Annotated in this window: 26 protein-coding genes; 23 read left to right on the top strand and 3 right to left on the bottom strand. The window is 67.8% G+C overall.

What is annotated here, in order from left to right:
* The first annotated feature begins 62 nt into the window (after positions 1–62).
* The 13 genes from AC3A6B_RS01440 (at position 63) to AC3A6B_RS01380 (ending at position 11,995) form a co-directional block, all read left to right on the top strand.
* The gene (locus tag AC3A6B_RS01440) at positions 63–866 is read left to right on the top strand and encodes an enoyl-CoA hydratase-related protein (protein ID WP_487834961.1); all 804 of its coding nucleotides are present in this window, start codon (positions 63–65) and stop codon (positions 864–866) included.
* Positions 867–878: 12 nt separating this feature from the next.
* A complete protein-coding gene (gene paaI / locus AC3A6B_RS01435; protein ID WP_487834960.1) occupies positions 879–1,316 on the top strand; it encodes a hydroxyphenylacetyl-CoA thioesterase PaaI in 438 nt (145 codons plus the stop codon).
* Positions 1,317–1,332: 16 nt separating this feature from the next.
* The gene (gene paaK, locus AC3A6B_RS01430) at positions 1,333–2,652 is read left to right on the top strand and encodes a phenylacetate--CoA ligase PaaK (protein WP_487834959.1); all 1,320 of its coding nucleotides are present in this window, start codon (positions 1,333–1,335) and stop codon (positions 2,650–2,652) included.
* Between the two features lie 13 nt (positions 2,653–2,665).
* Complete coding sequence (gene paaA, locus AC3A6B_RS01425; protein WP_487834958.1) at positions 2,666–3,676, top strand: 1,2-phenylacetyl-CoA epoxidase subunit PaaA; 1,011 nt, start codon at positions 2,666–2,668, stop codon at positions 3,674–3,676.
* Positions 3,673–3,963 carry a 1,2-phenylacetyl-CoA epoxidase subunit PaaB gene (gene paaB, locus AC3A6B_RS01420; protein ID WP_487834957.1) on the top strand — a complete coding sequence of 97 codons (291 nt, stop codon included), beginning with the start codon at positions 3,673–3,675 and terminating at the stop codon, positions 3,961–3,963. Before paaA ends, paaB begins: the two co-directional genes overlap by 4 nt.
* Positions 3,964–3,971: 8 nt before the next feature.
* Positions 3,972–4,745: a 1,2-phenylacetyl-CoA epoxidase subunit PaaC gene (gene paaC / locus AC3A6B_RS01415; protein WP_487834956.1), complete on the top strand. Its 774-nt coding sequence runs from the start codon at positions 3,972–3,974 to the stop codon at positions 4,743–4,745.
* Entirely contained in the window at positions 4,739–5,263 is a 525-nt protein-coding gene (gene paaD / locus AC3A6B_RS01410) for a 1,2-phenylacetyl-CoA epoxidase subunit PaaD (protein ID WP_487834955.1), read from the top strand. The genes paaC and paaD overlap by 7 nt, the downstream gene beginning before the upstream one ends.
* Positions 5,260–6,342, top strand: coding sequence for a 1,2-phenylacetyl-CoA epoxidase subunit PaaE (gene paaE, locus AC3A6B_RS01405; protein ID WP_487834954.1), 1,083 nt, complete (start codon positions 5,260–5,262; stop codon positions 6,340–6,342). Before paaD ends, paaE begins: the two co-directional genes overlap by 4 nt.
* A 36-nt stretch (positions 6,343–6,378) precedes the next feature.
* On the top strand, positions 6,379–7,530 hold the full coding sequence (locus tag AC3A6B_RS01400; RefSeq protein WP_487834953.1) for an ABC transporter substrate-binding protein: 1,152 nt from the start codon (positions 6,379–6,381) through the stop codon (positions 7,528–7,530).
* A gap of 72 nt (positions 7,531–7,602) precedes the next feature.
* Positions 7,603–8,631, top strand: coding sequence for a branched-chain amino acid ABC transporter permease (locus AC3A6B_RS01395; RefSeq protein ID WP_487834952.1), 1,029 nt, complete (start codon positions 7,603–7,605; stop codon positions 8,629–8,631).
* Positions 8,628–10,472, top strand: a complete 1,845-nt coding sequence (locus AC3A6B_RS01390) for a branched-chain amino acid ABC transporter ATP-binding protein/permease (RefSeq protein WP_487834951.1) — start codon at positions 8,628–8,630, stop codon at positions 10,470–10,472. The genes AC3A6B_RS01395 and AC3A6B_RS01390 overlap by 4 nt, the downstream gene beginning before the upstream one ends.
* Positions 10,469–11,206: an ABC transporter ATP-binding protein gene (locus AC3A6B_RS01385; RefSeq protein WP_487834950.1), complete on the top strand. Its 738-nt coding sequence runs from the start codon at positions 10,469–10,471 to the stop codon at positions 11,204–11,206. The genes AC3A6B_RS01390 and AC3A6B_RS01385 overlap by 4 nt, the downstream gene beginning before the upstream one ends.
* A 192-nt stretch (positions 11,207–11,398) precedes the next feature.
* Positions 11,399–11,995 (top strand): hypothetical protein, encoded by a 597-nt coding sequence (locus AC3A6B_RS01380; protein WP_487834949.1) that lies wholly within the window; start codon positions 11,399–11,401, stop codon positions 11,993–11,995.
* On the opposite strand, the gene AC3A6B_RS01375 is transcribed toward AC3A6B_RS01380, so the two are convergent.
* Positions 11,976–13,082 carry a substrate-binding domain-containing protein gene (locus AC3A6B_RS01375; RefSeq protein WP_487834948.1) on the bottom strand — a complete coding sequence of 369 codons (1,107 nt, stop codon included), beginning with the start codon at positions 13,080–13,082 and terminating at the stop codon, positions 11,976–11,978. The genes AC3A6B_RS01380 and AC3A6B_RS01375 overlap by 20 nt on opposite strands.
* A 126-nt stretch (positions 13,083–13,208) precedes the next feature.
* On the opposite strand from AC3A6B_RS01375, the gene AC3A6B_RS01370 reads away from it, so the two are divergent.
* From AC3A6B_RS01370 to AC3A6B_RS01350, 5 genes are all read left to right on the top strand, one after another.
* Positions 13,209–13,958, top strand: coding sequence for an ABC transporter permease (locus tag AC3A6B_RS01370; protein WP_487834947.1), 750 nt, complete (start codon positions 13,209–13,211; stop codon positions 13,956–13,958).
* A gap of 59 nt (positions 13,959–14,017) precedes the next feature.
* Positions 14,018–14,647: an ABC transporter ATP-binding protein gene (locus AC3A6B_RS01365; RefSeq protein WP_487835234.1), complete on the top strand. Its 630-nt coding sequence runs from the start codon at positions 14,018–14,020 to the stop codon at positions 14,645–14,647.
* On the top strand, positions 14,644–15,567 hold the full coding sequence (locus tag AC3A6B_RS01360) for an ABC transporter substrate-binding protein (RefSeq protein ID WP_487834946.1): 924 nt from the start codon (positions 14,644–14,646) through the stop codon (positions 15,565–15,567). Before AC3A6B_RS01365 ends, AC3A6B_RS01360 begins: the two co-directional genes overlap by 4 nt.
* Before the next feature lie 110 nt (positions 15,568–15,677).
* Entirely contained in the window at positions 15,678–15,926 is a 249-nt protein-coding gene (locus AC3A6B_RS01355) for a hypothetical protein (RefSeq protein ID WP_487834945.1), read from the top strand.
* A 633-nt stretch (positions 15,927–16,559) separates the two neighbouring features.
* Positions 16,560–18,878 (top strand): hypothetical protein, encoded by a 2,319-nt coding sequence (locus tag AC3A6B_RS01350; RefSeq protein WP_487834944.1) that lies wholly within the window; start codon positions 16,560–16,562, stop codon positions 18,876–18,878.
* A gap of 13 nt (positions 18,879–18,891) precedes the next feature.
* On the opposite strand, the gene AC3A6B_RS01345 is transcribed toward AC3A6B_RS01350, so the two are convergent.
* Positions 18,892–19,359 (bottom strand): Lrp/AsnC ligand binding domain-containing protein, encoded by a 468-nt coding sequence (locus tag AC3A6B_RS01345; protein WP_093103004.1) that lies wholly within the window; start codon positions 19,357–19,359, stop codon positions 18,892–18,894.
* A 100-nt stretch (positions 19,360–19,459) separates the two neighbouring features.
* On the opposite strand from AC3A6B_RS01345, the gene AC3A6B_RS01340 reads away from it, so the two are divergent.
* Positions 19,460–20,770, top strand: coding sequence for a D-amino acid dehydrogenase (locus AC3A6B_RS01340; RefSeq protein WP_487834943.1), 1,311 nt, complete (start codon positions 19,460–19,462; stop codon positions 20,768–20,770).
* Positions 20,771–20,773: 3 nt separating this feature from the next.
* Here AC3A6B_RS01340 and AC3A6B_RS01335 read toward each other — a convergent pair whose 3' ends face one another.
* Positions 20,774–21,322 (bottom strand): inorganic diphosphatase, encoded by a 549-nt coding sequence (locus tag AC3A6B_RS01335; RefSeq protein WP_487834942.1) that lies wholly within the window; start codon positions 21,320–21,322, stop codon positions 20,774–20,776.
* A gap of 145 nt (positions 21,323–21,467) precedes the next feature.
* Here AC3A6B_RS01335 and AC3A6B_RS01330 point away from each other — a divergent pair, with 145 nt between their 5' ends.
* From AC3A6B_RS01330 to AC3A6B_RS01315, 4 genes are read left to right on the top strand one after another with little or no spacing between them, the layout of a single operon-like run.
* Positions 21,468–22,247 (top strand): FadR/GntR family transcriptional regulator, encoded by a 780-nt coding sequence (locus tag AC3A6B_RS01330; protein WP_487834941.1) that lies wholly within the window; start codon positions 21,468–21,470, stop codon positions 22,245–22,247.
* Positions 22,244–22,924: an amino acid ABC transporter permease gene (locus AC3A6B_RS01325; RefSeq protein ID WP_487834940.1), complete on the top strand. Its 681-nt coding sequence runs from the start codon at positions 22,244–22,246 to the stop codon at positions 22,922–22,924. Before AC3A6B_RS01330 ends, AC3A6B_RS01325 begins: the two co-directional genes overlap by 4 nt.
* Positions 22,924–23,625 carry an amino acid ABC transporter permease gene (locus tag AC3A6B_RS01320; protein WP_487834939.1) on the top strand — a complete coding sequence of 234 codons (702 nt, stop codon included), beginning with the start codon at positions 22,924–22,926 and terminating at the stop codon, positions 23,623–23,625. Before AC3A6B_RS01325 ends, AC3A6B_RS01320 begins: the two co-directional genes overlap by 1 nt.
* Positions 23,600–24,361: an amino acid ABC transporter ATP-binding protein gene (locus AC3A6B_RS01315; protein ID WP_487834938.1), complete on the top strand. Its 762-nt coding sequence runs from the start codon at positions 23,600–23,602 to the stop codon at positions 24,359–24,361. Before AC3A6B_RS01320 ends, AC3A6B_RS01315 begins: the two co-directional genes overlap by 26 nt.
* Positions 24,362–24,392 lie beyond the last annotated feature (31 nt).

Genomic DNA, 24,392 nt, shown 5'->3' with positions numbered 1-24,392 from the left:
CGGTCGGTCAATTATTGAACTCGCGCTTTAGTCCGATCAACCCACCCAACCTCAGCACCACGATGGACGAACCCCTGGTACGCATCACACAGTCGGACGCCGTGCGCACGCTCCAGCTCAACCGGCCGGAAGCGCTCAACAGCTTCAACTCGCAACTGCATGCCGCGCTCATGGCGGCGCTCGATGAGGCCGCGGCCGACAGCGCGGTGCGCTGCGTGGTGCTCGGCGGCGCGGGGCGCGCCTTCTGCGCCGGCCAGGACCTGGCCGACCCGATGGTCGCGCCCGATCCCACGCCGGGCGCCCCGCCCAAGGACCTCGGCCACGTGATCGAGTCTCTCTACGCGCCGCTGGTGCTGCGCCTGCGCTCGATGCCGGTGCCGGTGATCGCCGAGGTCCACGGCGTCGCGGCCGGTGCGGGGGCCAACCTCGCGCTCGCCTGCGATCTCGTCGTGGCCGGGCGCTCCGCGAGCTTCATCCAGGCCTTCACCAAGATCGGCCTGGTGCCCGACACCGGCGGCACCTGGCTCTTGCCGCGGCTCGTGGGCCAGGCGCGTGCGCTCGGCCTCGCCTTGCTGGGCGACAAGCTGCCGGCCGCCGAGGCGGCGCAGATGGGCCTGATCTGGAAGTGCGTGGAAGACGCCGAGCTGGCGCTCACGGTCGAGACCCTGGCCACGCGCCTGGCCGACATGCCGCTCGCCGCACTGGTTGCTACGCGCCAGGCGCTGGCCGACGCGCAGCAGCTCGACCTGCAGTCCGCGCTCGCGATGGAAGCCGAGCTGCAAGGCCGCCTCGGTGGCGCCAACGACTACCGAGAGGGCGTCGAAGCCTTCCGCGCCAAGCGCCCGCCGCGCTTCACAGACCGCTGAGGAGTTCCGTCGATGAGCGAGACCCATCCCCAACACACCGCCGAGCGCGTGCGCGATGCCATGTTCGCCAACGACCGCGCCGTGCGCGGCCTCGGCATGGAGGTCGAGGCCATCGGGCCAGGCCGCGCCGACATTGCCATGACCGTGCGCGAAGACATGCTCAACGGCCACGACATCTGCCACGGCGGCTTCATCTCGACCCTGGCCGATTCGGCCTTCGCCTATGCCTGCAACTCCTACAACGAGGTGACCGTCGCCTCGGGATTCGGCATCGACTTCGTCGCGCCGGCGCGCCACGGCGACCGGCTGGTCGCGCGCTGCATCGAAGTCTCGAAGACGGGCCGCACCGGCGTCTACGACACCGAAGTGCTGAACCAGCGCGGCGAGCGGATCGCGGTATTCCGCGGACGCTCCTACACGATCAAAGGCAAGCCCGTCGTTGCGGCTTGAAGAAGGAGACACACCCATGCCCGTCCGACGCCCGGCACCCGGCGACCTCGATGAGATCGAGAAGGCCAGCCGCGACGAGATCGCCGCGCTGCAGCTGCAGCGCCTACAGGCCACGCTGCAGCACGCCTACGACAAGGTGCCGCATTACCGCAAGGCCTTCGACAAAAAAGGCGTGCACCCCGGCGACCTCAAGCAGCTGAGCGACCTTGCGAAATTCCCGTTCACCGTCAAGAAGGACCTGCGTGACAACTACCCCTTCGGCCTGTTCGCCGTGCCGCGCGAGCAGGTCGCGCGCATCCATGCGTCCTCCGGCACCACCGGCAAGCCGACAGTGGTGGGCTACACCCTGAAGGACATCGACAACTGGGCCAACCTGGTGGCGCGCTCGATCCGCGCAGCGGGCGGGCGGCCCGGCGACATCGTGCACGTGGCCTACGGCTACGGCCTCTTCACCGGCGGGCTGGGTGCGCACTACGGCGCCGAGCGCGCGGGCTGCACCGTGATCCCGATGTCGGGCGGCCAGACCGAGAAGCAGGTGCAGCTGATCCGCGACCTTCGGCCCGACATCATCATGGTCACGCCGAGCTACATGCAGGTGATCATCGAGGAGTTCCAGCGCCAGGGGCTGGATCCGCGCGAGAACTCGCTCAAGGTCGGCATCTTCGGCGCCGAGCCCTGGACCGAGGCCATGCGCCGCGAGATCGAGGCCAAGGGCGGCATGGACGCGGTGGACATCTACGGCCTGTCGGAGGTGATGGGCCCCGGCGTCGCCAGCGAGTGCATCGAGAGCAAGGACGGCCCGGTGGTCTGGGAAGATCATTTCTATCCCGAGATCATCGACCCCGAAACCGGCGCGGTGCTGCCGGACGGCGAAGAGGGCGAGCTCGTCTTCACCTCGCTGACCAAGGAAGCGCTGCCCATCGTCCGCTACCGCACGCGCGACCTCACCCGCCTGCTGCCGCCCACCTCGCGCAGCTTCCGCCGCATGGGGAAGATCGTCGGACGCAGCGACGACATGCTGATCATCCGCGGCGTCAACGTGTTCCCGACGCAGATCGAGGAGATCGTGCTCGCGCACGAGAAGCTCTCGGGCCAGTACCTGATCAAGGTCGGCCGCGAAGGCCACCTCGACAGCGTGGAGCTGCATTGCGAAGTGCAGGCCGGCGCCGGCGACCTCGGCGACGCCGAACGCGAGCAGATCGCGCAATGGGTGCAGCAGCGCGTGAAGACCATGATCGGCATCTCGACCATGGTACTCGTGAAGCGCCCCGACTCGATCGAACGCACGCTGACCGGCAAGGCCCGGCGCGTGGTCGACGAGCGCCCCAAGACCTGAAAGGACAAGAGCCATGTACACCCAAGCCATGGATACCGCGAGCAAGGAGCAAAGCGACGGCCGCAAGCCCGTGCGCTCGGCCGAGGAGATGCGCCTCGAAGAGCGCTTCGACGAACGCATCGATGCCGGCGGCTTCATCGAAGCGAAGGACTGGATGCCCGAGCACTACCGCAAGACGCTGGTGCGCCAGATCAGCCAGCATGCGCATTCCGAGATCGTCGGCATGCTGCCCGAAGGCAACTGGATCAGCCGCGCGCCCACGCTCAAGCGCAAGGCCATCCTCCTGGCCAAGGTGCAGGACGAGGGCGGCCACGGCCTGTACCTCTATGCCGCGGCCGAGACGCTCGGCACCAGCCGCGACCAGATGCTCGATGCGCTGCACACGGGCCGCGCCAAGTACAGCTCGATCTTCAACTATCCCACGCTCACCTGGGCCGACATGGGCACCATCGGCTGGCTGGTCGACGGCGCGGCGATCATGAACCAGGTGCCGATCTGCCGCTGCTCCTACGCGCCCTATGCGCGCGCGATGATCCGCATCTGCCGCGAGGAAAGCTTCCACCAGCGCCAGGGCTACGAGGCGCTGCTCACGATGATGCAGCACGGCACCGAGGCGCAGAAGGCGATGGTGCAGGATGCGGTGAACCGCTGGTGGTGGCCTTCCATCATGATGTTCGGCCCGCCCGACGACCAGTCGCCCAACAGTGCGCAATCGATGCGCTGGGGCATCAAGCGCTTCTCCAACGACGAGCTGCGGCAGAAATTCATCGATGCCGCGGTCGAGCAGGCCAAGGTGCTCGGCGTGACTCTGCCCGACCCCGATCTCAAGTGGAACGAGGAACGCCAGGCGCACGACCATGGGCCGATCGACTGGAGCGAGTTCTGGCGCGTGATCGGCGGCGACGGCCCGTGCAACCGGGAGCGCCTCGGCGCCCGCGTGAAGGCCTGGGAGGAGGGCGCCTGGGTGCGCGAAGCGGCATTGGCATACGCCCGAAAACAGAACCCGCTGAAGGAGGCCGCATGAGCACTGAAAACGAATGGCCGCTGTGGGAAGTGTTCGTGCGCAGCAAGGCGGGCCTGGACCACAAGCATTGCGGCAGTCTGCATGCGCCCGACCCCAAGATGGCGCTGCAGATGGCACGCGACGTCTATACGCGGCGCCAGGAGGGCGTGAGCGTGTGGGTGGTGCGCTCCGACCAGATCGTGGCCAGCGACCCGGGCGACAAGGACATGTTCTTCGATCCGGCGGAAGACAAGGTCTATCGTCATCCCACCTTCTACGCGTTGCCGAAGTCGGTCGACCACATGTGAGGAACGCCGTGCAAGCATCCATCGAACTCGACCGCAGCCCCGCCGTGCGGTACCTGCTGCGCATCGCCGACACCTGCCTGATCCTGGCCCAGCGCCTGGGCGAGTGGTGCGGCCACGCGCCGGCGCTCGAAGAAGACATCGCCATGACCAACATGGCGCTCGACCTCGTGGGCCAGGCACGCGCGCTGCTCACCCGCGCCGGCCAGATCGAAGGCCGCGCGCACGACGAAGACCAGCTCGCCTTCCTGCGCGACGAGCGCGACTATTTCAATCTCACGCTGGTCGAGTTGCCGCGCGGCGATTTCGCCTTCAGCGTGCTGCGCAACGCGATGGTCGCGACGCTGCTCAAGCTGCTGTGGGAACGCCTGGCCTCGTCGAACGACGAGGAGGTCGCGGCCATCGCGAGCAAGGCGATCAAGGAAGCGCGCTACCACCAGCAGCATTCGGCCGATTGGGTCGTGCGCCTGGGCGATGGCACGGACGAATCCCACGCGCGCATGGACGCCGCACTGAAGGAGTTGTGGCGCTTCGTGCCCGAGCTGTTCGCCTCGGATGCTGTGGATGCGGAGGCCCGCGACTGCGGCCTGGGCCCCGCGTGGTCCGAACTGCGCGAAGGCTGGCTCGCCGAGATGAGCGCGGTGCTCGAAGAGGCCACGCTCGTGCCGCCGGCCGAGTCGGCCTTCCTGAGCACCGGCAAGCACGGCGTGCACAGCGAGCACATGGGCTACATCCTGGCCGAGATGCAGCATCTGCAGCGCAGCTATCCGGGAGGTGTATGGTGAATGTTGCCGCCTTCGCCCCGACGCGATGCGAGCAGGCGTGGGAAGTGCTCGGCACCGTGCTCGACCCCGAGGTGCCGGCCCTGTCGGTGCGCGATCTCGGCATCGTGCGCGACGTGATCGAGCGCGGCGATGCGCTCGAGGTCGTGCTGACGCCCACGTACTCCGGCTGCCCCGCCACCGAAGTGATCGAGCGCGACGTGCTCGAAGCCATCGAGAAAGCAGGCCTCGGCCCGGCCCGCGTCGCGCTGCAGCGCGCGCCTGCCTGGACCACCGACTGGATCAGCGCCGAAGGCCGGCGCAAGCTTGCCGAATACGGCATTGCGCCGCCCGGCCCGGTGGCGCCGGGCGATGCCGTCCCGATCCGAATCGTCGGGCGCAAGGCGGATGCAGCGCTTGCCTGTCCCCGCTGCGGCAGCAAGAACACCGAGCGGCTGTCTGCCTTCGGCGCCACCGCCTGCAAATCGCTCTATCGCTGCGTGGCCTGCCGCGAACCGTTCGAACACTTCAAGGCCCTATGAGCGTCATCTTCCACCCCTTGCGCGTGCGCAGGATCGAGCCCGACACCTCCGAAGCCGTGATCGTCTCCTTCGAGGTGCCGGAGGAACTGCGTGAGGTCTTCGGCTTCACGCAAGGCCAGTACCTCACGCTGCGCAAGGAGATCGACGGCCAGGACCTGCGGCGCTCCTATTCGATCTGCGCCGGCGTCGACGACGGCGAGCTGCGCGTCGGCGTGCGCAAGGTACAGGGCGGCACCTTCTCCAATTGGATCAACAGCGCGCTGCAACCGGGCGACACGCTGCAGGTGATGGCGCCGGAGGGGCGCTTCTTCGTGCCGATCGAGCCCCAGGCGCGCCGCCACCACGTGGGCATCGCGGGCGGCAGCGGCATCACGCCCATCCTATCGATCATGAAGACCGTGCTGGCGCGCGAGCCCTTCGCCCGCTTCACGCTGATCTACGGCAACCGTTCGCTCAAGTCCACGATGTTCAAGGAAGAGATCGAGGACCTCAAGAACCGCTACATGACGCGGCTCGTGCTGCAGCACGTGTTCTCCGACGAGCACACCGACGTGCCGATCAATATGGGCGTGATGAACCGCGAGAAGATCGCCGAGTTCCTCGAAGGCCTGGTGCCCGCCGGGCAGATCGACCATGTCTACATCTGCGGGCCCTTCCAGATGAACGACGAAGCCGAGGCGGCATTGCTGGCGGCCGGCGTGCCCGAGGAGCGCATCCATATCGAGCGCTTCGGCATCGCGCAGCCGACCGGCCCGGTCGGCGCCGTGGTGCACGAGGCCCAGGCCGGCGATGCCGAGCAGGCGCGCATCACCATCGTGCGCGACGGACTGAGCCGGGAGATTCCATTCACCAAGGGCCAGCCGAGCATTCTCGACGCCGCTTCTTCGGCGGGGCTGGAGGTGCCGTATTCGTGCACCTCGGGCGTGTGCGGCACCTGCCGCGCCAAGCTGCTGGAAGGGGAAGTGCGGATGGAGCGCAACTTCGCGCTCGACAAGAATGAGGTGGCGGGCGGCTTCATCCTGACTTGCCAGGCGCATCCCTTGACCGAGCGCGTGGTGCTGTCCTTCGACGAACGCTGAAGCAGCCAGTATTTTTCTAACCAAACGGAGACCTCCATGAAATCATTCACCCGCCTCGGCGTGGCGCTGCTTTGCGCCATGGCCTTTGCCGCGCAGGCCGACGTCAACGTCGGCGTCACGCTGTCGGCGACGGGCCCGGCCGCCTCGCTCGGCATTCCCGAGAAGAACACCATCGCCCTGATGCCCAAGACCATCGGTGGCCAGAAGATCAACTACATCGTGCTCGACGACGCCTCCGACACCACCGCGGCGGTGTCGAACACGCGCAAGCTGATCAGCGAGAACAAGGTCGACATCGTGATCGGCTCGACCGTCACGCCCAACTCGCTGGCCATGATCGACGTGGTCGCCGAGGAGAAGGTGCCGATGATCTCGATGGCGGCCTCGGCGCGCATCGTCGAGCCCGTGGATGACAAGCGCAAGTGGGTCTTCAAGACGCCGCAGAACGACATCATGATGTCGCTCGCCATCGCCGAGCACATGGCGGCCAACGGCGTCAAGACGGTCGGCTTCATCGGCTTCTCCGACGCCTACGGCGAAGGCTGGTTCCAGGAGTTCGGCAAGGCCGCCGCGCTCAAGAAACTGCAGGTGACGGCCAACGAGCGCTACGCGCGCAGCGACACCTCCGTCACGGGCCAGACGCTGAAGCTGATCTCCGCCAAGCCCGATGCGGTGCTGATCGCCGGCTCCGGCACGCCGGCCGCGCTGCCGCAGAAGACGCTCAAGGAGCGCGGCTATGCCGGCAAGATCTACCAGACCCACGGTGTCGCGAACGCCGACTTCCTGCGCGTCGGCGGCAAGGATGTCGAAGGCACGCTGCTGCCCTCCGGCCCGATGCTGGTGGCAGCGCAGCTGCCCGACTCGCATCCGCTGAAGAAGTCGGCGCTGGCCTACGTCAACGCCTACGAGGCGGCCCACGGCAAGGGCAGCGTCTCGACCTTCGGCGGTCATGCCTGGGATGCGGGTCTGCTCATGACCGCAGCCGTTCCGGTGGCGCTCAAGAAGGCCCAGCCAGGCACGCCGGCCTTCCGCGCCGCCTTGCGCGATGCGCTCGAGACGGTGAAGGACGTTCCCGGGGCGCACGGCATCTTCACCATGTCGCCCACGGACCATCTGGGCCTGGACCAGCGCGCGCGCGTGATGGTCAAGATCGAGAAGGGCACCTGGAAATACCAAGCCCAAGACTGACCCTCAACCGGAGCGAGCGTGCGTGCGCGCATGCGGGCCCTGCGCCCGCGTGCGCCACGCCGGAGTGGATGCATGGACATGCAAATCGCCCTGATACTGGGGCAGGACGGTATCGTGAACGGGGCGATCTACGGGCTCATGGCGCTGGCGCTGGTGCTGGTGTTCTCGGTCACCCGCGTCATCTTCATTCCCCAGGGCGAGTTCGTCGCCTTCAGCGCCTTGTCGGTGGTTGCCTTGCAGGCCGGCCGCGTGCCGGCCACGCTATGGCTGCTCGTGGCGTTGGCCGTGATGGCGCTGGCGGTGGAGCTGTGGCGATGGAAGCGGGGTGCCGTGGTCGACTGGGCTTCGACCCTCGCCTGGTGCGTGGTGCTGCCGCTGGCGGCCTGCGCGCTGGTACTGCTGCTGCGCCCTGAATCGCTGGTGATGCAGACGCTGACGGCGCTTGCGGTCATCGTGCCCCTGGGCCCGCTGCTCTATAGGCTGGCCTACCGGCCGCTGGCCGATGCCACCGTGCTCACGCTCTTGATTGTCTCGGTGGCGCTGCACGGCGTGCTGGTCGGCCTGGGTCTGCTTTTCTTCGGCGCCGAGGGTTCGCGCACGCCGGCCTTCTCGGACCTGAGGCTGGACCTGGGCGGCGTGGCGTTGACGGGCCAATCGCTGGTCGTGGTGGCGGTCACCGCCGTGCTGGTGGTGCTGATGTTCCTGTTCTTCGAACGTTCGATCGTCGGCAAGGCGTTGCGCGCCACCGCGATCAACCGGGTCGGCGCGCGGCTGATGGGCATTCCAACCGGTCTCTCGGGTGACCTGAGCTTCGCGCTGGCGGCGGCGATCGGCGCGGTCTCGGGCCTCCTGATCGCGCCGCTCACCACCATCTACTACGACACCGGCTTCCTGATCGGCCTCAAGGGCTTCGTGGCCGCCATCGTCGGCGGGCTGGCCAGCTATCCGCTGGCGCTGGCGGGGGCGCTGATCGTGGGCCAGCTCGAAGCCTTCTCATCCTTCTGGGCCAGCGCCTTCAAGGAGGTCTTCGTCTTCACGCTGATCATCCCGGTGCTCTGGTGGCGCTCGCTCAGCAGCCGCCACGTGGAGGACGAGGAATGACGCGCCGGCATCTGACCATCGCCTTCGTCGTCCTGCTCGCCGCGGTGTGGGGCTTCCTGCCGGACTTCTCGGTCACCGTGCTCAGCTACATCGGCCTCTACGCGCTGGTCGCCGCCGGTCTCGTGATGCTGACCGGCGTGGGCGGCATGACCTCCTTCGGCCAGGCCGCCTTCGTCGGCACCGGCGCCTACGCGACCGCCTGGGTCTGCACCTCGCCGATGGTCGCAGCCGTGATCGGCCCGGTGGTGAATCCCGCGCTGCTGCCATGGATCGGCCTGCTGTTCGGCATCGCCGTGACCTTCTTCGTGGCCTGGGGCCTGGGCGCGATCACGCTGCGGCTCTCCGGTCACTACCTGCCGCTGTGCACCATCGCCTGGGGCCTGAGCTTCTATTTCCTGTTCGGCAACCTCGAGTTCCTGGGCGGCCACACCGGCGTGGCCGGCGTGCCGCCGATCGTGGTGGCCGGCGTGTCCTTCGCGTCGCCGCGTTCGCTGGGCCTGGTGATCTGGGGCGTGCTGCTGCTCGCGCTGTGGGCGCTGCACAACCTCCTGGATTCGCGCGAGGGCCGCGCCATCCGCGCGCTGAAGGGCGGGCGCGTGATGGCCGAGTCGATGGGCGTGGACACCGGGCGCTACCGCATCAAGGTCTTCGTGCTGGCAGCGCTGCTGGCGGCCGTGTCGGGCTGGCTCTATGCGCACATGCAGCGCTTCCTCAACCCGACGCCCTTCAACCTCAACATCGGCATCGAGTACCTCTTCATGGCGGTGGTCGGCGGCGCCGGCCATCTCTGGGGCGCGGTGCTGGGCGCAGCGCTGATCACCTTGTTGAAGGAGCAGCTGCAAGACATCCTGCCGCGCCTCTTGGGCTCCAGCGGCAACTTCGAGGTGATCGTGTTCGGGCTCCTGATGCTGTTCGTGCTGCAACGCTTTGCCGACGGCCTGTGGCCAACCGCGGCGCGCCTCGGCGGGCGCTTCCTGAAACCGGTGAAGGCGCGCGCTCCGCGCCAGACTGTCACGCTGCCGGAGGCCGCCCTGCCGCCGCGCGGTCAGATCGTGCTGCTGGCGGATGCCGTGACCAAGCGCTTCGGCGGCCTGGTCGCCAACGATGCGGTCAGCATGGATGTGAAGGCCGGCGAGATCCATGCACTGATCGGCCCCAACGGCGCCGGCAAGAGCACCTTCTTCAACATGATCTCGGGCGTGGACGATCCCAGCTCGGGCGAGGTGCGGCTGATGGACCGGCCGATGACCGGCCAGCCCTCGCGGGCCTTCGCCGCGCTGGGCCTGGGTCGGACCTTCCAGCATGTGCGCCTGCTGGGCCAGCGCCGCGTGATCGAGAACGTCGCGCTCGGCGCGCATCGCCGCGGACGGCGCGGCTGGATCGCATCCATGCTGCGGCTGGATCGCGCGGAGGAGGCCGCCTTGCTCGCACAGGCGCGGCGCCAGCTCGAGCGCTGCGGGCTCGGCGACTTCGCGGAAGTACCGGCGGGCTCGCTGGCGCTGGGCCAGCAGCGCGTGATCGAGATCGCACGCGCGTTGGCGGGTCATCCGGCGGTGCTGCTGCTCGACGAGCCGGCCGCGGGCCTGCGCCACCTGGAAAAACGCGCGCTCGCCACCTTGCTCGACCAGCTGCGTGCCGAGGGGCTGGCGATCCTGGTGGTGGAGCACGACATGGAGTTCGTCATGAACCTGGCCGATCGCGTGACCGTGCTGGAGTTCGGCGCCGTCATCGCGCGCGGAACGCCGCTCGAAGTGCAGGCCGATCCGAAGGTGCTGGACGCCTACCTCGGCGGCGTCGACGAGCCGGCGGAAGCAGGCCACCTGGTGGAGCAAGCCGCATGAGCAAGGCGCTGCTGCAACTTGAAGACTTCTGCGTCTCCTACGGCGCGGTGGAAGCGGTGCACCACATCGACCTGCGCGTCGACGCGGGCGAGATCGTCACGGTGATCGGGCCCAACGGCGCGGGCAAGACCACGCTGCTGTGCGCCGCAATGGGCTTGCTGCCTTCGCGCGGCGGCGTGCTGCTCGACGGCGAGCGCATGGCGCGCACCAGCGTGGAAGCGATGGTGGCGCGCGGCGTTGGCCTGGTGCCGGAAAAGCGCGAGCTCTTCGGCGAGATGTCGGTCGAGGACAACCTGCTCCTGGGCGGCTTCTCGCGCTGGTGGCGCGGCGAGCGCGACCAGCGCCAGCGCATGACGGAAGTCTTCGCGATCTTCCCGCGCCTGCAGGAGCGCCGCGCGCAGCTCGCGTCCACGCTGTCCGGCGGCGAGCGGCAGATGCTCGCGATCGGCCGTGCGCTGATGGCGCGGCCGCGCCTCCTGATGCTCGACGAGCCCTCGCTCGGCCTGGCGCCGCGCATCGTGCGCGAGGTGCTGCAGGTGGTGTCCTCGCTGCGCCAGCATGGCGTCTCGGTGCTGCTGGTGGAGCAGAACGCGCGGGCCGCGCTGCAGGTGGCGGACCGGGCCTACGTGCTCGAGATGGGCGCGGTCGCATTGCAGGGGCCGGCCAAGGAGCTGCTGCACGACCGCCGCATCATCGACACCTACCTGGGGCTGGGCGCGCGTACCGAAGCCTAGGCCAGCAGCGCCTTCGCTTCGATCAATCCTCAGCCCGCGGTCGTCGGGCCGGATTGATGACGAATCCTTTCAGGCTAATACCTTTGTAGCCCGCATCAGAAATGCGTTCGTTGCTATCGATTCGATAGCCGATTTGTCATCGACTCGCCCTACCATCGGCCGGTTTTTCAACTCGCAAGAAAGGCGAACAACATGAGTGAATGGCTCTATCAGGTCACCGGCAAGGCTTGGCTCGCGCTTCTGTTCGGCATCGGCATCCTCGGGTGGGCCGGCTATGCGCACTGGAAGGCCTCCGCCGATACCCACGGCGCCGCGGTCGAAGAGCTGGTCGTGCGCAGCGGCACGGTCACCGGCGGCAGCGAGGTCACCGAAACCTCCAAGCGCCGCCGCGGCGGCTCGACCACCCGCCGCTATTTCGTGCTCGATGCCAAGCTGGCCAACGGCAGCACCGAGAAATGGCGCGTCGACAATTCGGTCGGCCGCAGCAAGCTGGAACCGCTGATCGACGAGGCCGTCGAGGTCAGGCTCGATCCGTCGGACGACAACACGGTCTACGAGATCAAGCACAAGGGCCGCACCGTGGTCGCCCTGGCCGACGTGCAGAAGATCATGGAATCGAAGGACAAGGTGGCCGCCACGCTGGCGACCGACAAGGTGACGCTGCTCTTCGGCCTGGTCGCCTTGCTGCTGGGCATCGTCGGCCTGGTGATCCGCCAGCGCCTGAACAAGGGCCTCGCCGCGGCGCAGGCCGCTGTCGTGCCCACCCCCGTCATCGGCGAGAAGACCTAGGCCGCTTGAAGCTCCACCAGGGCAGCAGAGCGTTCAGCGACTGCACCTCGCCGCTGCCCGCGCTTTCGTAGCCGGCGAGCGTGCCGAGGCGGTGCTGCCACGCGGCGCCGCGCAGCAGCGCGAGCAGGGCCAGGATCGCGGGCTGGTCGAGCGCCGACTTGAGGCAGGCCAGGTGGTAGCGCTCGTGGACCAGCGGCACGAAGCCCAGGCCCGCATTGCGCGCAGCCGATTCGATCCCGAGCCCTGCATCGGCCTGGCCGGCCGCCACCGCGTGCGCGACGGCCGCATGCGAAGGCTCGCAATGCGCGTAGCCCTCGAGCGCGTCCGCGTCGAGCTGCTGTTCTTCGAGCATCTCGTCGAGCAGCACCCGCGTGCCGGTGCCGAGTGCGCGGTTCACGTAGCGCACGCGCCGGCTCGCGGCATCGGCCAGGCCGCGCAGGCCCAGCGGATTGCCGGGTGCGACGATCAGGCCCTGCGTGCGGCGGGCGAAGCCGATGATCTTGTGCAGTCCGGGCTTGAGCAGCGGCTTGTAGGTGCGCTGTGCCAGCGAGCCGCGCGGCGGCCGCTCCCGCGTGTGGAAGCCCGCCATCACGCAGCGCCCCTGGTTGAGCGCACTGATCGCGTCCACGCTGCCGGTGAAACGGATGTCGAGCTGCAGGTGCGCGCTCTCGGCCGCGTGCGCGCGCAGCAGCATCAGCGCATCGTCATGGCTCGCATGCAGGCTCAGCACGTGGATGCTGTCGTCGAAGGCGAGCGCAAAGGCGCGTTCGAGATCGGCATGCAGGGCCTCGATCTGCGGCGCGAGCCGGGCCTGCGCCTGGCGCTCGGCCCACAGGAGCTTGTCGCCGAACTCCGAGAGCTGCGCCGAGCGGCCCTGCTCGCCGCTCACGAGCGGATGGCCCAAGGTCTGCTCCCAGCGCTTGAGCTCGCCCCACACATGCCGGTACGACAGGCCCAGCACCCGTGACGCGGCCGAGATGGAGCCGTGCTCGCGCACCGCGTGCAGCAACTCCATGAGCGGATTGCGAATCAGCCTCCGGCCGTTGCGGCGCGGCGCGATGGCGTAGGAGAGTTCGATCTGTTGCACGAGGGAAAAGAGGGAGGGCGGATGCCGCGAAGGATTATGCAGAGGCGACCCCGGCCTATGCACGAAATTGCATAAGTCGGCTCCCTGCGTTGCCGATACTGCTCGGCTCCCGAATCCATCATCTGCATGAACACCTTTACCGACAGCACCGCCGCGGCCTGGCAGCTCGTCGTCTCGGCCGATCCGGTGCTGCTCGCCATCGTCGGGCGCTCGCTGGCCGTCAGCGGCACCGCCTGCGCGCTGGCCTGCGGCTTCGGCCTGCTTCTGGGGGCTTGGCTCGCGGTGGCCCGCTTCTCCGGCCGCGGCCTGCTGCTCACGCTGCTCAACACGCTGCTGGCGCTGCCCTCGGTGGTGGTGGGGCTGGTGATCTACCTGCTGCTCTCGCGCTCGGGACCGCTGGGATTCCTGGGCTGGCTGTTCTCTTTCAAGGCCATGGTGCTGGCGCAGACGCTGCTGGTGCTGCCGGTGGTCACGGCCCTCACGCGCCAAACCGTCGAGGACGCCGATCGCGCGCATGGCGAGCAGCTGCGCTCGCTCGGCGCCGGCGGGCTGGTGCGCGCGCTGCTGCTGGTATGGGACGAGCGCTATGCGCTGATCACGGTGTTGATCGCCGCCTTCGGCCGCGCGGTGTCGGAGGTCGGCGCGGTGATGATCGTCGGCGGCAATATCGACGGCTTCACGCGCGTGATGACCACCGCGATCGCGCTCGAGACCAGCAAGGGCGACCTCCCGCTCGCGCTCGCGCTCGGGTTGGTGCTGCTGGGCGTGGTGCTGCTGCTCAACCTTGCGATCTCGGCTGTGCGCGGCTGGCGCGAGCGCGTCGACGGCGGCGCGGTCGATGCGGCGGCGGCTCGGCGGGTGGAGGTGCTGTCGTGAGCCAAGCGCTCTTCAGCCTGCACGAGATCGATGTGCATTACGGCCGCGTGCCGGCGCTGATGCGCGCCACGCTGTCCATCCATGCCGGCGAGCGCGTCGCGCTGATCGGCGCCAACGGCAGCGGCAAGAGCACGCTGCTGCGCGTGCTGCACGGCCTGGTGCCGCATGCGTCCGGCGCCTTCGTGGGCAAGGTGCCGCTGCGTGCGCAGGCCATGCTGTTCCAGCGGCCGCACATGCTGCGCATGAGCGTGCGCAACAACGTCGCGCTTGCGCTCTGGCTGCATGGCACGCCGTGGCGCAGCGCGCAGCGCGAGGCGACGGCGGCGCTCGGGCGCGTCGGCCTCGCCGCGCTGGCCGGGCGCAACGCCCGCACGTTGTCGGGCGGCCAGCAGCAGCGTCTGGCGCTGGCGCGCGCCTGGGCGCTGAAGCCGGCCGTGCTGCTGCTCGACGAACCGACGGCGAGCCTGGATCCCACCGCCAAGCGCGAGGTCGAAGCCCTGATCGCCGATGCGGCGCACGGCCGCACGCTGGTGTTCGCGAGCCACAACCTGGGCCAGGTCAAGCGGCTCGCCAGCCGCGTGATCTATCTGGAACACGGCCGGGTACTGGCCGACCTGCCGGTTCACGAGTTCTTCAGCGGGCCGCTACCCGAGGAAGCCCGCCTGTTCGTCAAAGGAGAAGTGCTATGACCGCCCCCAGGCTTGCCCACTTCGTGTGGCCGCACACCCCCTCGCCGGGGGCAACACCAGCGGCCCGGCAAAGCCGGCTCCGCGGTGTTTCCCGAGCGGGCCTCGCTTCGCTGGCCGCGACTGTGCTTTCGCTCGGCGCCTGGGCGGCGAATGCCGAGACCATCACCATGGCATCCACCACCTCGACCGAGCAGTCGGGCCTGTTCTCGCACTTGCTGCCGGCCTTCAAGCAGGCCAGCAACATCGACGTCAAGGTGGTCGCGGTCGGCACGGGCCAGGCGATCGACATGGCCAAGCGCGGCGATGCCGACGTGCTCTTCGTGCACGACACCGCGGCCGAGGAGAAGTTCGTCGCCGAGGGCTTTGCGGCGAAGCGCTTTCCGGTCATGTACAACGACTTCGTGCTGGTCGGGCCGAAGAACGACCCGGCCGCGGTGCAAGGCAAGGACATCGCCGCCGCCCTCAAGAAGATCGCCACCGGCAACGCGGCCTTCGTCTCGCGCGGCGACAAGAGCGGCACCGATGCCGCCGAGCGCCGGCTCTGGGCGCAGGCGGGCGTGGCTGACGCGGGCCAGCCCGTGCCCAACGACAGGAAGGGCTCCGGCTACAGGGAGTGCGGCTGCGGCATGGGCCCGGCGCTCAACATCGCGGCCTCGAGCAATGCCTACGTGCTGGCGGACCGCGGCACCTGGCTGAGCTTCAAGAACCGCGCCGACCTGGCGGTGCTGGTGGAAGGCGACAAGCGCCTCTTCAACCAGTACGGCGTGATGGTCGTGAGCCCGGTCAAGTTTCCGCAGCTCAGCAGCGCCGGCGCGCAGAAGTTCGTCGACTGGGTGCGCTCGCCAGCCGGGCAGTCAACCATCGCGAGCTACAGGATCGGCGGCGAGCAACTGTTCTTTCCCAATGCGGGCAGCCAGTAGGCGCTGCTGCATCGAGGCCGATTTTTCGCCTCAGGACTGTGCGTCTCCGTCTTACAGCAAGGGGGGCGGTCCGGTTCTAGCCTGAACGTTTCAATGCTGGGGAGGTATGGATGGTCACCATCGACGGAGAACACGTGCAGGCGGTCACCGGCAAACTGATCACCTACAAGGTGGACCTGGACCCCGGTCCGGAGTCCACCTACTACGCGGCCCGCGTGCTGTTGTCGGGCGCGACCTGGCACGAACTCGAAGGGGGAACCGTGACCGGACCCGACCAGAACGCGCGCACGCCCCAGGTCCTGCAGGCCGTGTTCGCCCAGATCGATCGCCTGGATTTCGACGCGCTCAATCGCGGCTGAAGATCTGCGCGGCCACGTAGCGTCCGCCCCCACCGTCCGACCCTTGCTGTTGCGGAACTTGTCCAGGGTGTCCTGGGTGGTGAACAGGTAGATCCCTGCCTTCGAGTGGGCCCCGGCCGGCAAGCCGATCGAGCTACGGTCGTGCGGGTAGTGAGCCCGCGTGCGGCCGCCCGTACGCCGCGCGCCGCGGCCGTACTTGGCGCCGATCTCGAACTGGCGCCGCCAACCACTGCGGGGAACACGAGCACGCCTCTGGAAGCCTCGCGTGAGCCCGCGACGGATACGTTCCAGCCCAGAAATCATCGAGCCAGGATCCCGTGTAAGTATTTGCGTTTAACAGGTTACCAAGTGAAACAAACGTAACGCAAACGGTGAGAAAAGCACCTAACGGAAACAAAATGCAAGCGTTGTTGAGACACGTATCGACCCGCCCCTGCAACTCCGTCCGCGAGGTATTGGATGAAATTCACCGGCAAAGGCGCGCTTCTGTTCGTAACTGCAGCCAGTGCGCTCGCAGCATGTGGGGGAGGAGGGGGAGGTGGTGGTGGCGGCGGTGGAATCCCGGCGATGCAGGGCATGGCATCGGATACGACGGCAACACCGCTCGCCTCTGCTGCGCCAAGCAGCCCCGTCGTGGAAAAAGAAGGGGCACCGGTCGAGAAGCCGCTTGATTCGAGCTGGACCAAGGTGGCTGTCGAGAATCAGCGATTCACACTGGCTTCGACGACGACCGTGCAATACGGGGCCAACTCGACCTGGAGGAAGAGATTGCTCTCGGGTTCGGTCGAGTGCAGCAATGCGACCTTTGGCGATCCGCTGCCCCATGTGGTGAAGGCGTGCTACATCCAAGGCCCCGCGCCTGCGCCTGCGCCCACCGCGCCTGCAGCAGGCACGCTGCTTGCGGGCGAGGGCTCGGCCTTCACCGTCGCCGCTGCCACGCTTGTGCAGTACGGGTCCGGTTCGTCGTGGGTTCAAAAGACGGTCAGCGGCATTGGCCAGTGCACGAACGAGTTCTTCGGCAAAGACCCGTTGCCCTTTGTCGTGAAGGCTTGCTATTCCCTCGGCGCAGCACCAGGCACCGCTCCGGCTCCAGCGCCGGCTCCCGCTCCGGCTCCCGCTCCCGCTCCCGCTCCCGCTCCCGCTCCCGCTCCCGTCTCCGGCGATGTCGTCGACAGCACTGGCCGACTGGTGGCCGACACCTACCGCGCCCTGGCGCTCAAGTTGGCCAAGGCGGAGGGCATCGCCTACCGCTACGGCAATGCCCCGACCGTGAACAACACCGGCATCCCGACGCTGTTCAAGCGCGCGGACCAGACGATGAGCTACCACGGAGGCACCTGGCAGGTGGGAGGACCTCTTCTCCAAGATCCCGGCCTCTACATGACGAACCAAGCCCATGTGGGCTTCGTCGCCGACAACACGACGCTGCGCATGGGCGTGGGCGACCTGCAGATCTCGGCGATCGACCACAACACCTTCGCGCAAGCGCCGCAACTGCCCTGGCAGGAAGCGGCCGCCTGGGACGGCAGCGCCGGACGCACCAACTACAACGTCACCACCTACAAGACCGCCGGCCTCACCACCGGCGAGCCGGTGGCGGTGTCGCGTTGCGGCGGTCGCGTGGGCTTCTGCGCGGTCTCGCTGGTGGCCTTCAACAACGGCCTGATCGGCACTGCCGGCAGCAACACGGCGAACAACCGAACCACGGTGCAGTTGCCCGCCAACAAGGTGCCGACCGGCATGGCCATCACCAACACCAGCGAATACGCGCTGGTGACGGTGTGGGACACGACGGCACTCAAGGGCCAGGTGGCGGTGATCTCGCTGGCGGGGCTGTGCAACAACTGCAACCCGTACAACTCGGCGAAGAACGGCAGCTACGACGCATGGTACGACTGGTGGCACGAGTGGATGGGCGTGTACCCGGGCCTGCCGAACATGGGCAACATCGCCTTCATGAAGGTGTTGGGCTATGTCGACCTGCCGGGCATGAATGCGCCGACCGAGATCGCGGTCACCACCGGCTTCGACCAGTTCCAGACGGCGCTGCCCGAGCAGTACGGCGAGTTCATGGGCCAGACCTACTCGCCCCTGACCGATGCGGCCAAGCGCGCCAGCTTCAGCGGCTCCGGCAGCAATGCCAACCGGTATGCCAAATCAGGCGTGGCGGTGGTGATCTCCAAGTCGGAGAAGAAGGCCGCCTTCATCGACCTGAAGCCGCTGTTCAGCTACGTCAACAGCGTCTACTTCGGCACTGGTCCGACGGAGTTCACCAACCTGGGTCAGGCCGACAGCCAGTGGCCGTACACCTTCGCGTACAAGCCGCAGCAGACGCCGACGGTGATCACCACCGTGGCGCTGGATGACCGGCCGACGGCAGTGCGTACCACGTTGTTCGGCAGCGTGCACCGCGCCTGGATTGCCACCGAGAGCGGCTCGCTGCGCATCTACGGCCTGGGCAACGTGCCCGCCGGCACGACCGCGACGGACGTGGTCGAGAAGGGCCGTGTCGCGATCGGCAAGAACCCGACCTCGCTGGCGATCTCGAAGATCGACCCGGAGAACAGGACCTTCGAGCCCTTGAACGAGCAGGTGCTGGTGGCCTCGCGCGGCGATCGCAAGATCCAGTGGGTGCGCTTCGCCGCCGACGGCAACAGCGGCAGCGTGGTTCGCACCTTGCAGGACTCGCGCATCGTCGATCCGATCGCGGTCGAGGACGCCGACAACTTCGCGAACGACAACATGGTGCTGAGCATCGCGGACTACACCGGCAAGGCGGTGTCGAACTACCGTTACGGTGCGGTAGTCTTCGCGAACCGCGGCGGCTCCTGGGCCTGCCAGCCGCCGGGCGGCTGCCCGGTGCAGGGCACCGGCGGCATGAACATGGAGTTCGGCGGCAGCTTCACGATGGAGGGCCGGCCCTTCCACATCAGAACGGCCAACGTGCCCTGATCCGCCCGAGGCCTCAGCGATCCAGCGGCAGGTAGAGGCTCTCCTTGACTTCTTCCATCACCACATAGCTGTTCGACTCGGCCGGCACCGGCAGCTTCTTGAGCAGGTCGCCCAGCAGCCGCCGGTAGTCGCTCATCGCGCGCAGCCGTGCCTTCACCAGGTAGTCGAAGCCACCCGACACCAGGTGGCATTCCATCACCTCGGGCACGTGCAGCAACTCCTTCCTCACCTTGTCGAAGACGTCGGCCGACTTGGAGGACAGCGTGATCTCCACGAACACCAGGAGCGTCTTGCCGATCGCCTGCGGATCGATGCGGGCGTGGTAGCCGGTGATCACGCCTTCGCGTTCCATGCGCCGCACACGCTCGGAGCAGGGCGAGGTCGAGAGGCCGATCTGCTCGGCCAGTTCGGTCATCGAGATGCGGCCCTGGCGCTGCAGGATGTCGAGGATCTTGCGGTCGGTGCGGTCGAGTTCGGTCATTTGGCAGCAAAAAATACTGGGATGTGTCGGTATTTCAGTGGAGTTTATGGCAGATGAATGAATACGCTTGATGCTTCTGTTGCAGCGAAGGTGTCTTGCCATGAAAGTGATCGTTCTGGGCGGCGGTGTCATCGGTGTCACGACCGCCTACTACCTGGCGCGTGCCGGCGCGAAAGTGACGCTCGTCGATCGGCAGAGCGGCCCCGCGGAGGAGACCAGCTTCGCCAACGCCGGCCAGGTGTCGCCCGGCTATTCCACGCCGTGGGCCGCGCCGGGCATTCCCTTCAAGGCGCTCAAGTGGATGTTCCAGAAGCACGCGCCGCTCTCGATCCGGCCCGACGGCAGCCTGTTCCAGCTGCGCTGGATGGCGGCGATGCTGAAGAACTGCTCGCCCGAGCGCTATGCGATCAACAAGGAACGCATGATGCGCGTGGCCGAATACAGCCGCGACTGCCTGCGCGAGCTGCGCGCCGAAACCGGCGTGCGCTACGAACATCGCACCCAGGGCACGCTGCAGCTGTTCCGCACGCAGGCGCAACTCGATGGCGTGCAGCGCGACGTGGCCGTGCTGCAGGAGTGCGGCGTGCCCTACCAGTTGCTCGATCGCAGCCAGCTGGCGACGGTCGAGCCGGCGCTGGCGCGCACGGGCGACCTGCTGGCCGGCGGCCTGCGCTTGCCGAACGACGAAACCGGCGACTGCCACCTGTTCACACGCCGGCTGGCCGAGATTGCGCGCGGGCTGGGCGTGGATTTCCGTTTCGACCAGAGCGTCGAAGCGCTCGCCACCGAGGGCGGCCGCATCACCGGGGTGCGCCTGGGCAGCCCAGTGCGCGAAGTGCTCAAGGCCGATCGCTACGTGCTCGCCTTCGGCAGCTATTCGCGCGACTTCGCAGCCAAGCTGGGCCTGGACATCCCGGTGTACCCGGTCAAGGGCTATTCGCTGACCGTGCCGCTCGTCGACCCCGCTGCCGCGCCGCAATCCACCGTGCTCGACGAGACCTACAAGGTCGCGGTCACGCGCTTCGACGACCGCATCCGCGTCGGCGGCATGGCCGAGCTCGGCGGCTTCGACCTGCGCCTGAATCCGCGCCGGCGCGAGACGCTGGAGCGCGTCATCACCGACCTGTTCCCCTGCGGCGACCTGCCGCGCGCCACGTTCTGGACCGGCCTCAGGCCGATGACGCCCGACAGCACGCCGATCGTCGGCGCCACGCCCTATGCCAACCTGTTCCTCAACACCGGCCACGGCACGCTGGGATGGACCATGGCCTGCGGCTCGGGCAAGCTGGTGGCCGACCAGGTGATGGGGCGGCGTCCCGACATCCGCACCGACGGCCTGGCGATGGACCGCTACCTGTCGCCCGCGCCGCGCCGTCCCGTCGGTGCGCTGCCGAGCGGCGCCTCGGCCTAGGTCCTACGCAGCGAGCAGGCGCTCCCCGGCCTCGAGCAGCGCGGCGGCCCGGCGGCGGCCGTGACGTCCGAGCGCCCGGAAGGCCACGCCTTTCTGCCGCTGATAGAACTCGAAGAAGCGCTCGATCTCATCGAGCACGTCGGGCGCGATGTCCGCCAGGGTTTCGCATTCGCGGTAGCGATGGGACGTTGTCGCGACGAGCAGGAAGCGGTCGTTCCTAAAGGGCTTGCCGCCTTTCTTCTGCTGCTCGGCCTCGATCACGCCGGCCAGCCTGCAGCGGACGACCACCCCGGGCGCGACAGGTTCGTCCATCAGCACGAGCGCGTCGAGCGGGTCACCGTCGGCGCCCAAGGTGCTCGGCAGGAAGCCGAAGTCGTAGGGAAAGGACACGCCCAGCGGCAGCACGGCATGGAGTTCCAGGGTGCGGCTGTGGGGCTCGTACTTGAGCTTGTTGCGCGAGCCCTGGATGGCTTCGATGACCACCCGGTAGTTGCCGTCCGCGTCGCGCAGCGGAAGGCGATCCAGCGCGGCCGGAGTCGCAGGCGTGCTCATGGACAACGAAGTTGGACGCGCGATCCCACCCCGGCCGGAGGACGACACCGCACCTGGATGCAGGAATAGGCCTGCGCGTTCGGGTTTCTCCCCAGAGGGATAGCCCCGGTATGCATCTTGGTTTCGCCACTGGTAAAACCACGGCATGACAAGAAAGATCCAAGCGCCCGCGATCACGCGCACGCAGGAAGCCGAAGGCACGGGCTTTTCTAAGGTGTTCGCCTTTTTGCGCGACAAGCTGCTCGAGGGCAGCATCCGCTCGGGGGATCGGCTGGTGCCCGAGCGTGAACTCGCGCTGCAGCTGGGCGTCAGCCGGCCCATCGTGCGCGAGGCGTTGCGCGCGCTGTCGATGATGGGCGTGGTCGAGATCCGCGAGCGCGTGGGCACCATTGTGCGCAAGCCCGATGTGTCGGTGCTGGGCGACTTCTTTGCGTTCTCGATGGCGCAGCAGGCCGACATCGTGGACGACGTGATGCAGGCACGCATTGCGATCGAGGTGCAGGCCGTGCGCCTGGCCTGCCGGCACGCCTCGACGTCCGACCTGGAGCGCATTGCCGCGGCGGTCGACCTCATCGAGGCGACGGTCGACGATTCCGAAGAGGGCAGCCGCGCCGACTACGAGTTCCATACCGCCCTGGTGCGGGCAAGCCGCTCCGAGACCCTCATGCAGCTGTACGCCGCGATGTCGACGCTCCTGATGCGTTCGCACCACGAGCGCCGCGACGTGGTCGGCGGCGATCCGGCGGTCAAGCAGTACCTGGTCGAAGACCACGCACGCATCTTCCAGGCGCTGGTCTCGCGCGACGAGGACCGGGCCGACCAGGTGCTGCGCAAGCACTTCAGCATCGGCGACGAATACCGGCGCAAGGCGGCCACCGGGCCGGCGGCGCGCGGCCGGCCGCCGAAGCGCGAGGAGGTGGCGTGATCGATTTCGACTTCGCGGTCGTGCTCGAACGCTGGCCGCTGTTCGTCGATGGCGCCTGGCTGACCGTGCGCCTGGCGCTGGTCGCCACGTTGTCGGGCTTTGCGATCGGCACGCTCTGCGCGGCCGGCCGGCGAAGCAGCCACCGGCTGCTGGCGCGTGCCTGCGGCGCTTATGTGGAACTGATCCGCAACACGCCGCTGCTGGTCCAGATCTTTCTCGTCTACTTCGGCCTGTCGAGCCTCGGGCTTTCGCTGTCGGCATTCACCGTCGCGGTGATCGCGCTCGCAGTCAATGCCGGCGCCTATGCGACGGAGATCATGCGCGCCGGCTTCGACTCTGTGAACCGCAGCCAGATCGAAGCCGCCGAATGCCTCGGGCTCTCGCGGCTGCAGGTGTACTGGCACGTCGTGCTGCTGCCCGCCATGGAACGCGTGTACCCCGCGCTGACCAGCCAGTTCGTGCTGTTGATGCTGGCCTCCTCGATCTGCTCGCAGATCTCGGCCGAGGAGCTCACCGCGATCGCCAACCACGTGCAGTCGGACACCTACCGGCCCTTCGAGACTTTCATCCTGGTCGGCGCGGCCTACATCCTGCTGTCGCTGCTGATGCGCCTCGGCTTCTGGGGCCTGGGCGCGCTGCTGTTCCCGCGCCGCCGCAGACTGGGCACCGCGCTGTGATGACCGGCACCGCGTTCAATGCCAACCACCTGCTGTTCCTGCTGCAGGGCGCCGGATGGACCGCGATCCTCTCGCTCATCGCCTTCGTCGGCGGCGGGCTGTGCGCGTTCATCGTCGCGCTGGCGCGGGTCTCGCCCCATCGCTCGGTGCGCGCGGCGACGGGCCTGTGGGTCCAGCTGGTGCAGGGCTCGCCGCTTCTGGTGATCATGTTCCTGGCCTTCTTCGGCCTGCCGACGCTGGGCATCAAGGTTTCCGCGCTCGCCGCGGCCGGCGTGTCGCTGACGATCTACGTGTCGGCCTATCTGGGCGAGATCTGGCGCGGCGCCATCCAGGCTGTGCCGCGCGCGCAATGGGAGGCTGCCGAATGCCTGGCGCTGAGCAGAACGCAGCGCATGTTCAAGGTCGTGCTGCCGCAGGCCGTGCGGCTGGCCACGCCGCCCACGGTCGGGTTCATGGTGCAGATCGTCAAAAACACCTCGCTCGCTTCGGTGGTCGGCTTCGTCGAGCTCGCGCGCTCGGGGCAGATCATCAACAACTCGATCTTCGAGCCCTTCATCGTCTACCTCTTCATCGCGGCGATCTACTTCGCGCTGTGCTATCCGCTCTCGGTCTGGAGCCGGCGGCTCGAGCGCAGGGCCGTCGCATCTCCTACTGCGGCGAAAGCCGTCTTCACCGATGAACCAGTTCTCGCCCAACCCTGAGCGCACCACCGCGCCGGTCGTGCGCCTGCACGACGTGCACAAGAGCTTCGGCGCGCTGAAGGTGCTTGAAGGCGTCGGCTTCGAAGTCGGCCGCGGCGAGGTCACGGCGATCATCGGCCGCAGCGGCTCCGGCAAGAGCACCGCCTTGCGCTGCATCGATCGCCTGGAGCGCATCGACAGCGGCGAGATCGTGGTCTGCGGCCACCGCGTCGACGACGCGGGCATCGACCTCAAGGCGCTGCGGCTCGATGTCGGCATCGTGTTCCAGAGCTACAACCTCTTTCCGCACCTCACCATCGAGCAGAACATCATGCTCGCGCCGCGCTCGGCCAAGGGCCTGACCAAGCCGGCTGCGCGCGCGCTCGCGCACGAGGTGCTGGCCAAGGTGGGACTGGCGGAGAAGGCGTCCTCTTATCCCGAGCAGTTGTCGGGCGGCCAGCAGCAGCGGGTGGCCATCGCGCGCTCGCTGGCGATGCAGCCGAAGGTGATGCTGTTCGACGAGGTGACCTCGGCGCTGGACCCGGAGCTCACCGGCGAGGTGCTGCGCGTCATCGAGGACCTCGCGGCCGGCGGCATGACCATGGTCATGGTCACGCACGAGATGGCCTTTGCACGCAAGATCGCGGACCAGGTGCTGTTCATGCACCGCGGCAAGGTCTGGGAGCGCGGCGGTCCCGAGATTCTGTCTTCCCCCCAAACCGCCGAGCTTCGGCAGTTCGTGGCCAGCGAGCTCTGAAGGCTGGCCTTCTTTCGAAAACATGGAGACA

The sequence above is a fragment of the Variovorax sp. Soil_C_33 genome (assembly GCF_057656935.1).
This window is presented reverse-complemented; position numbering and strand designations above follow the sequence as displayed.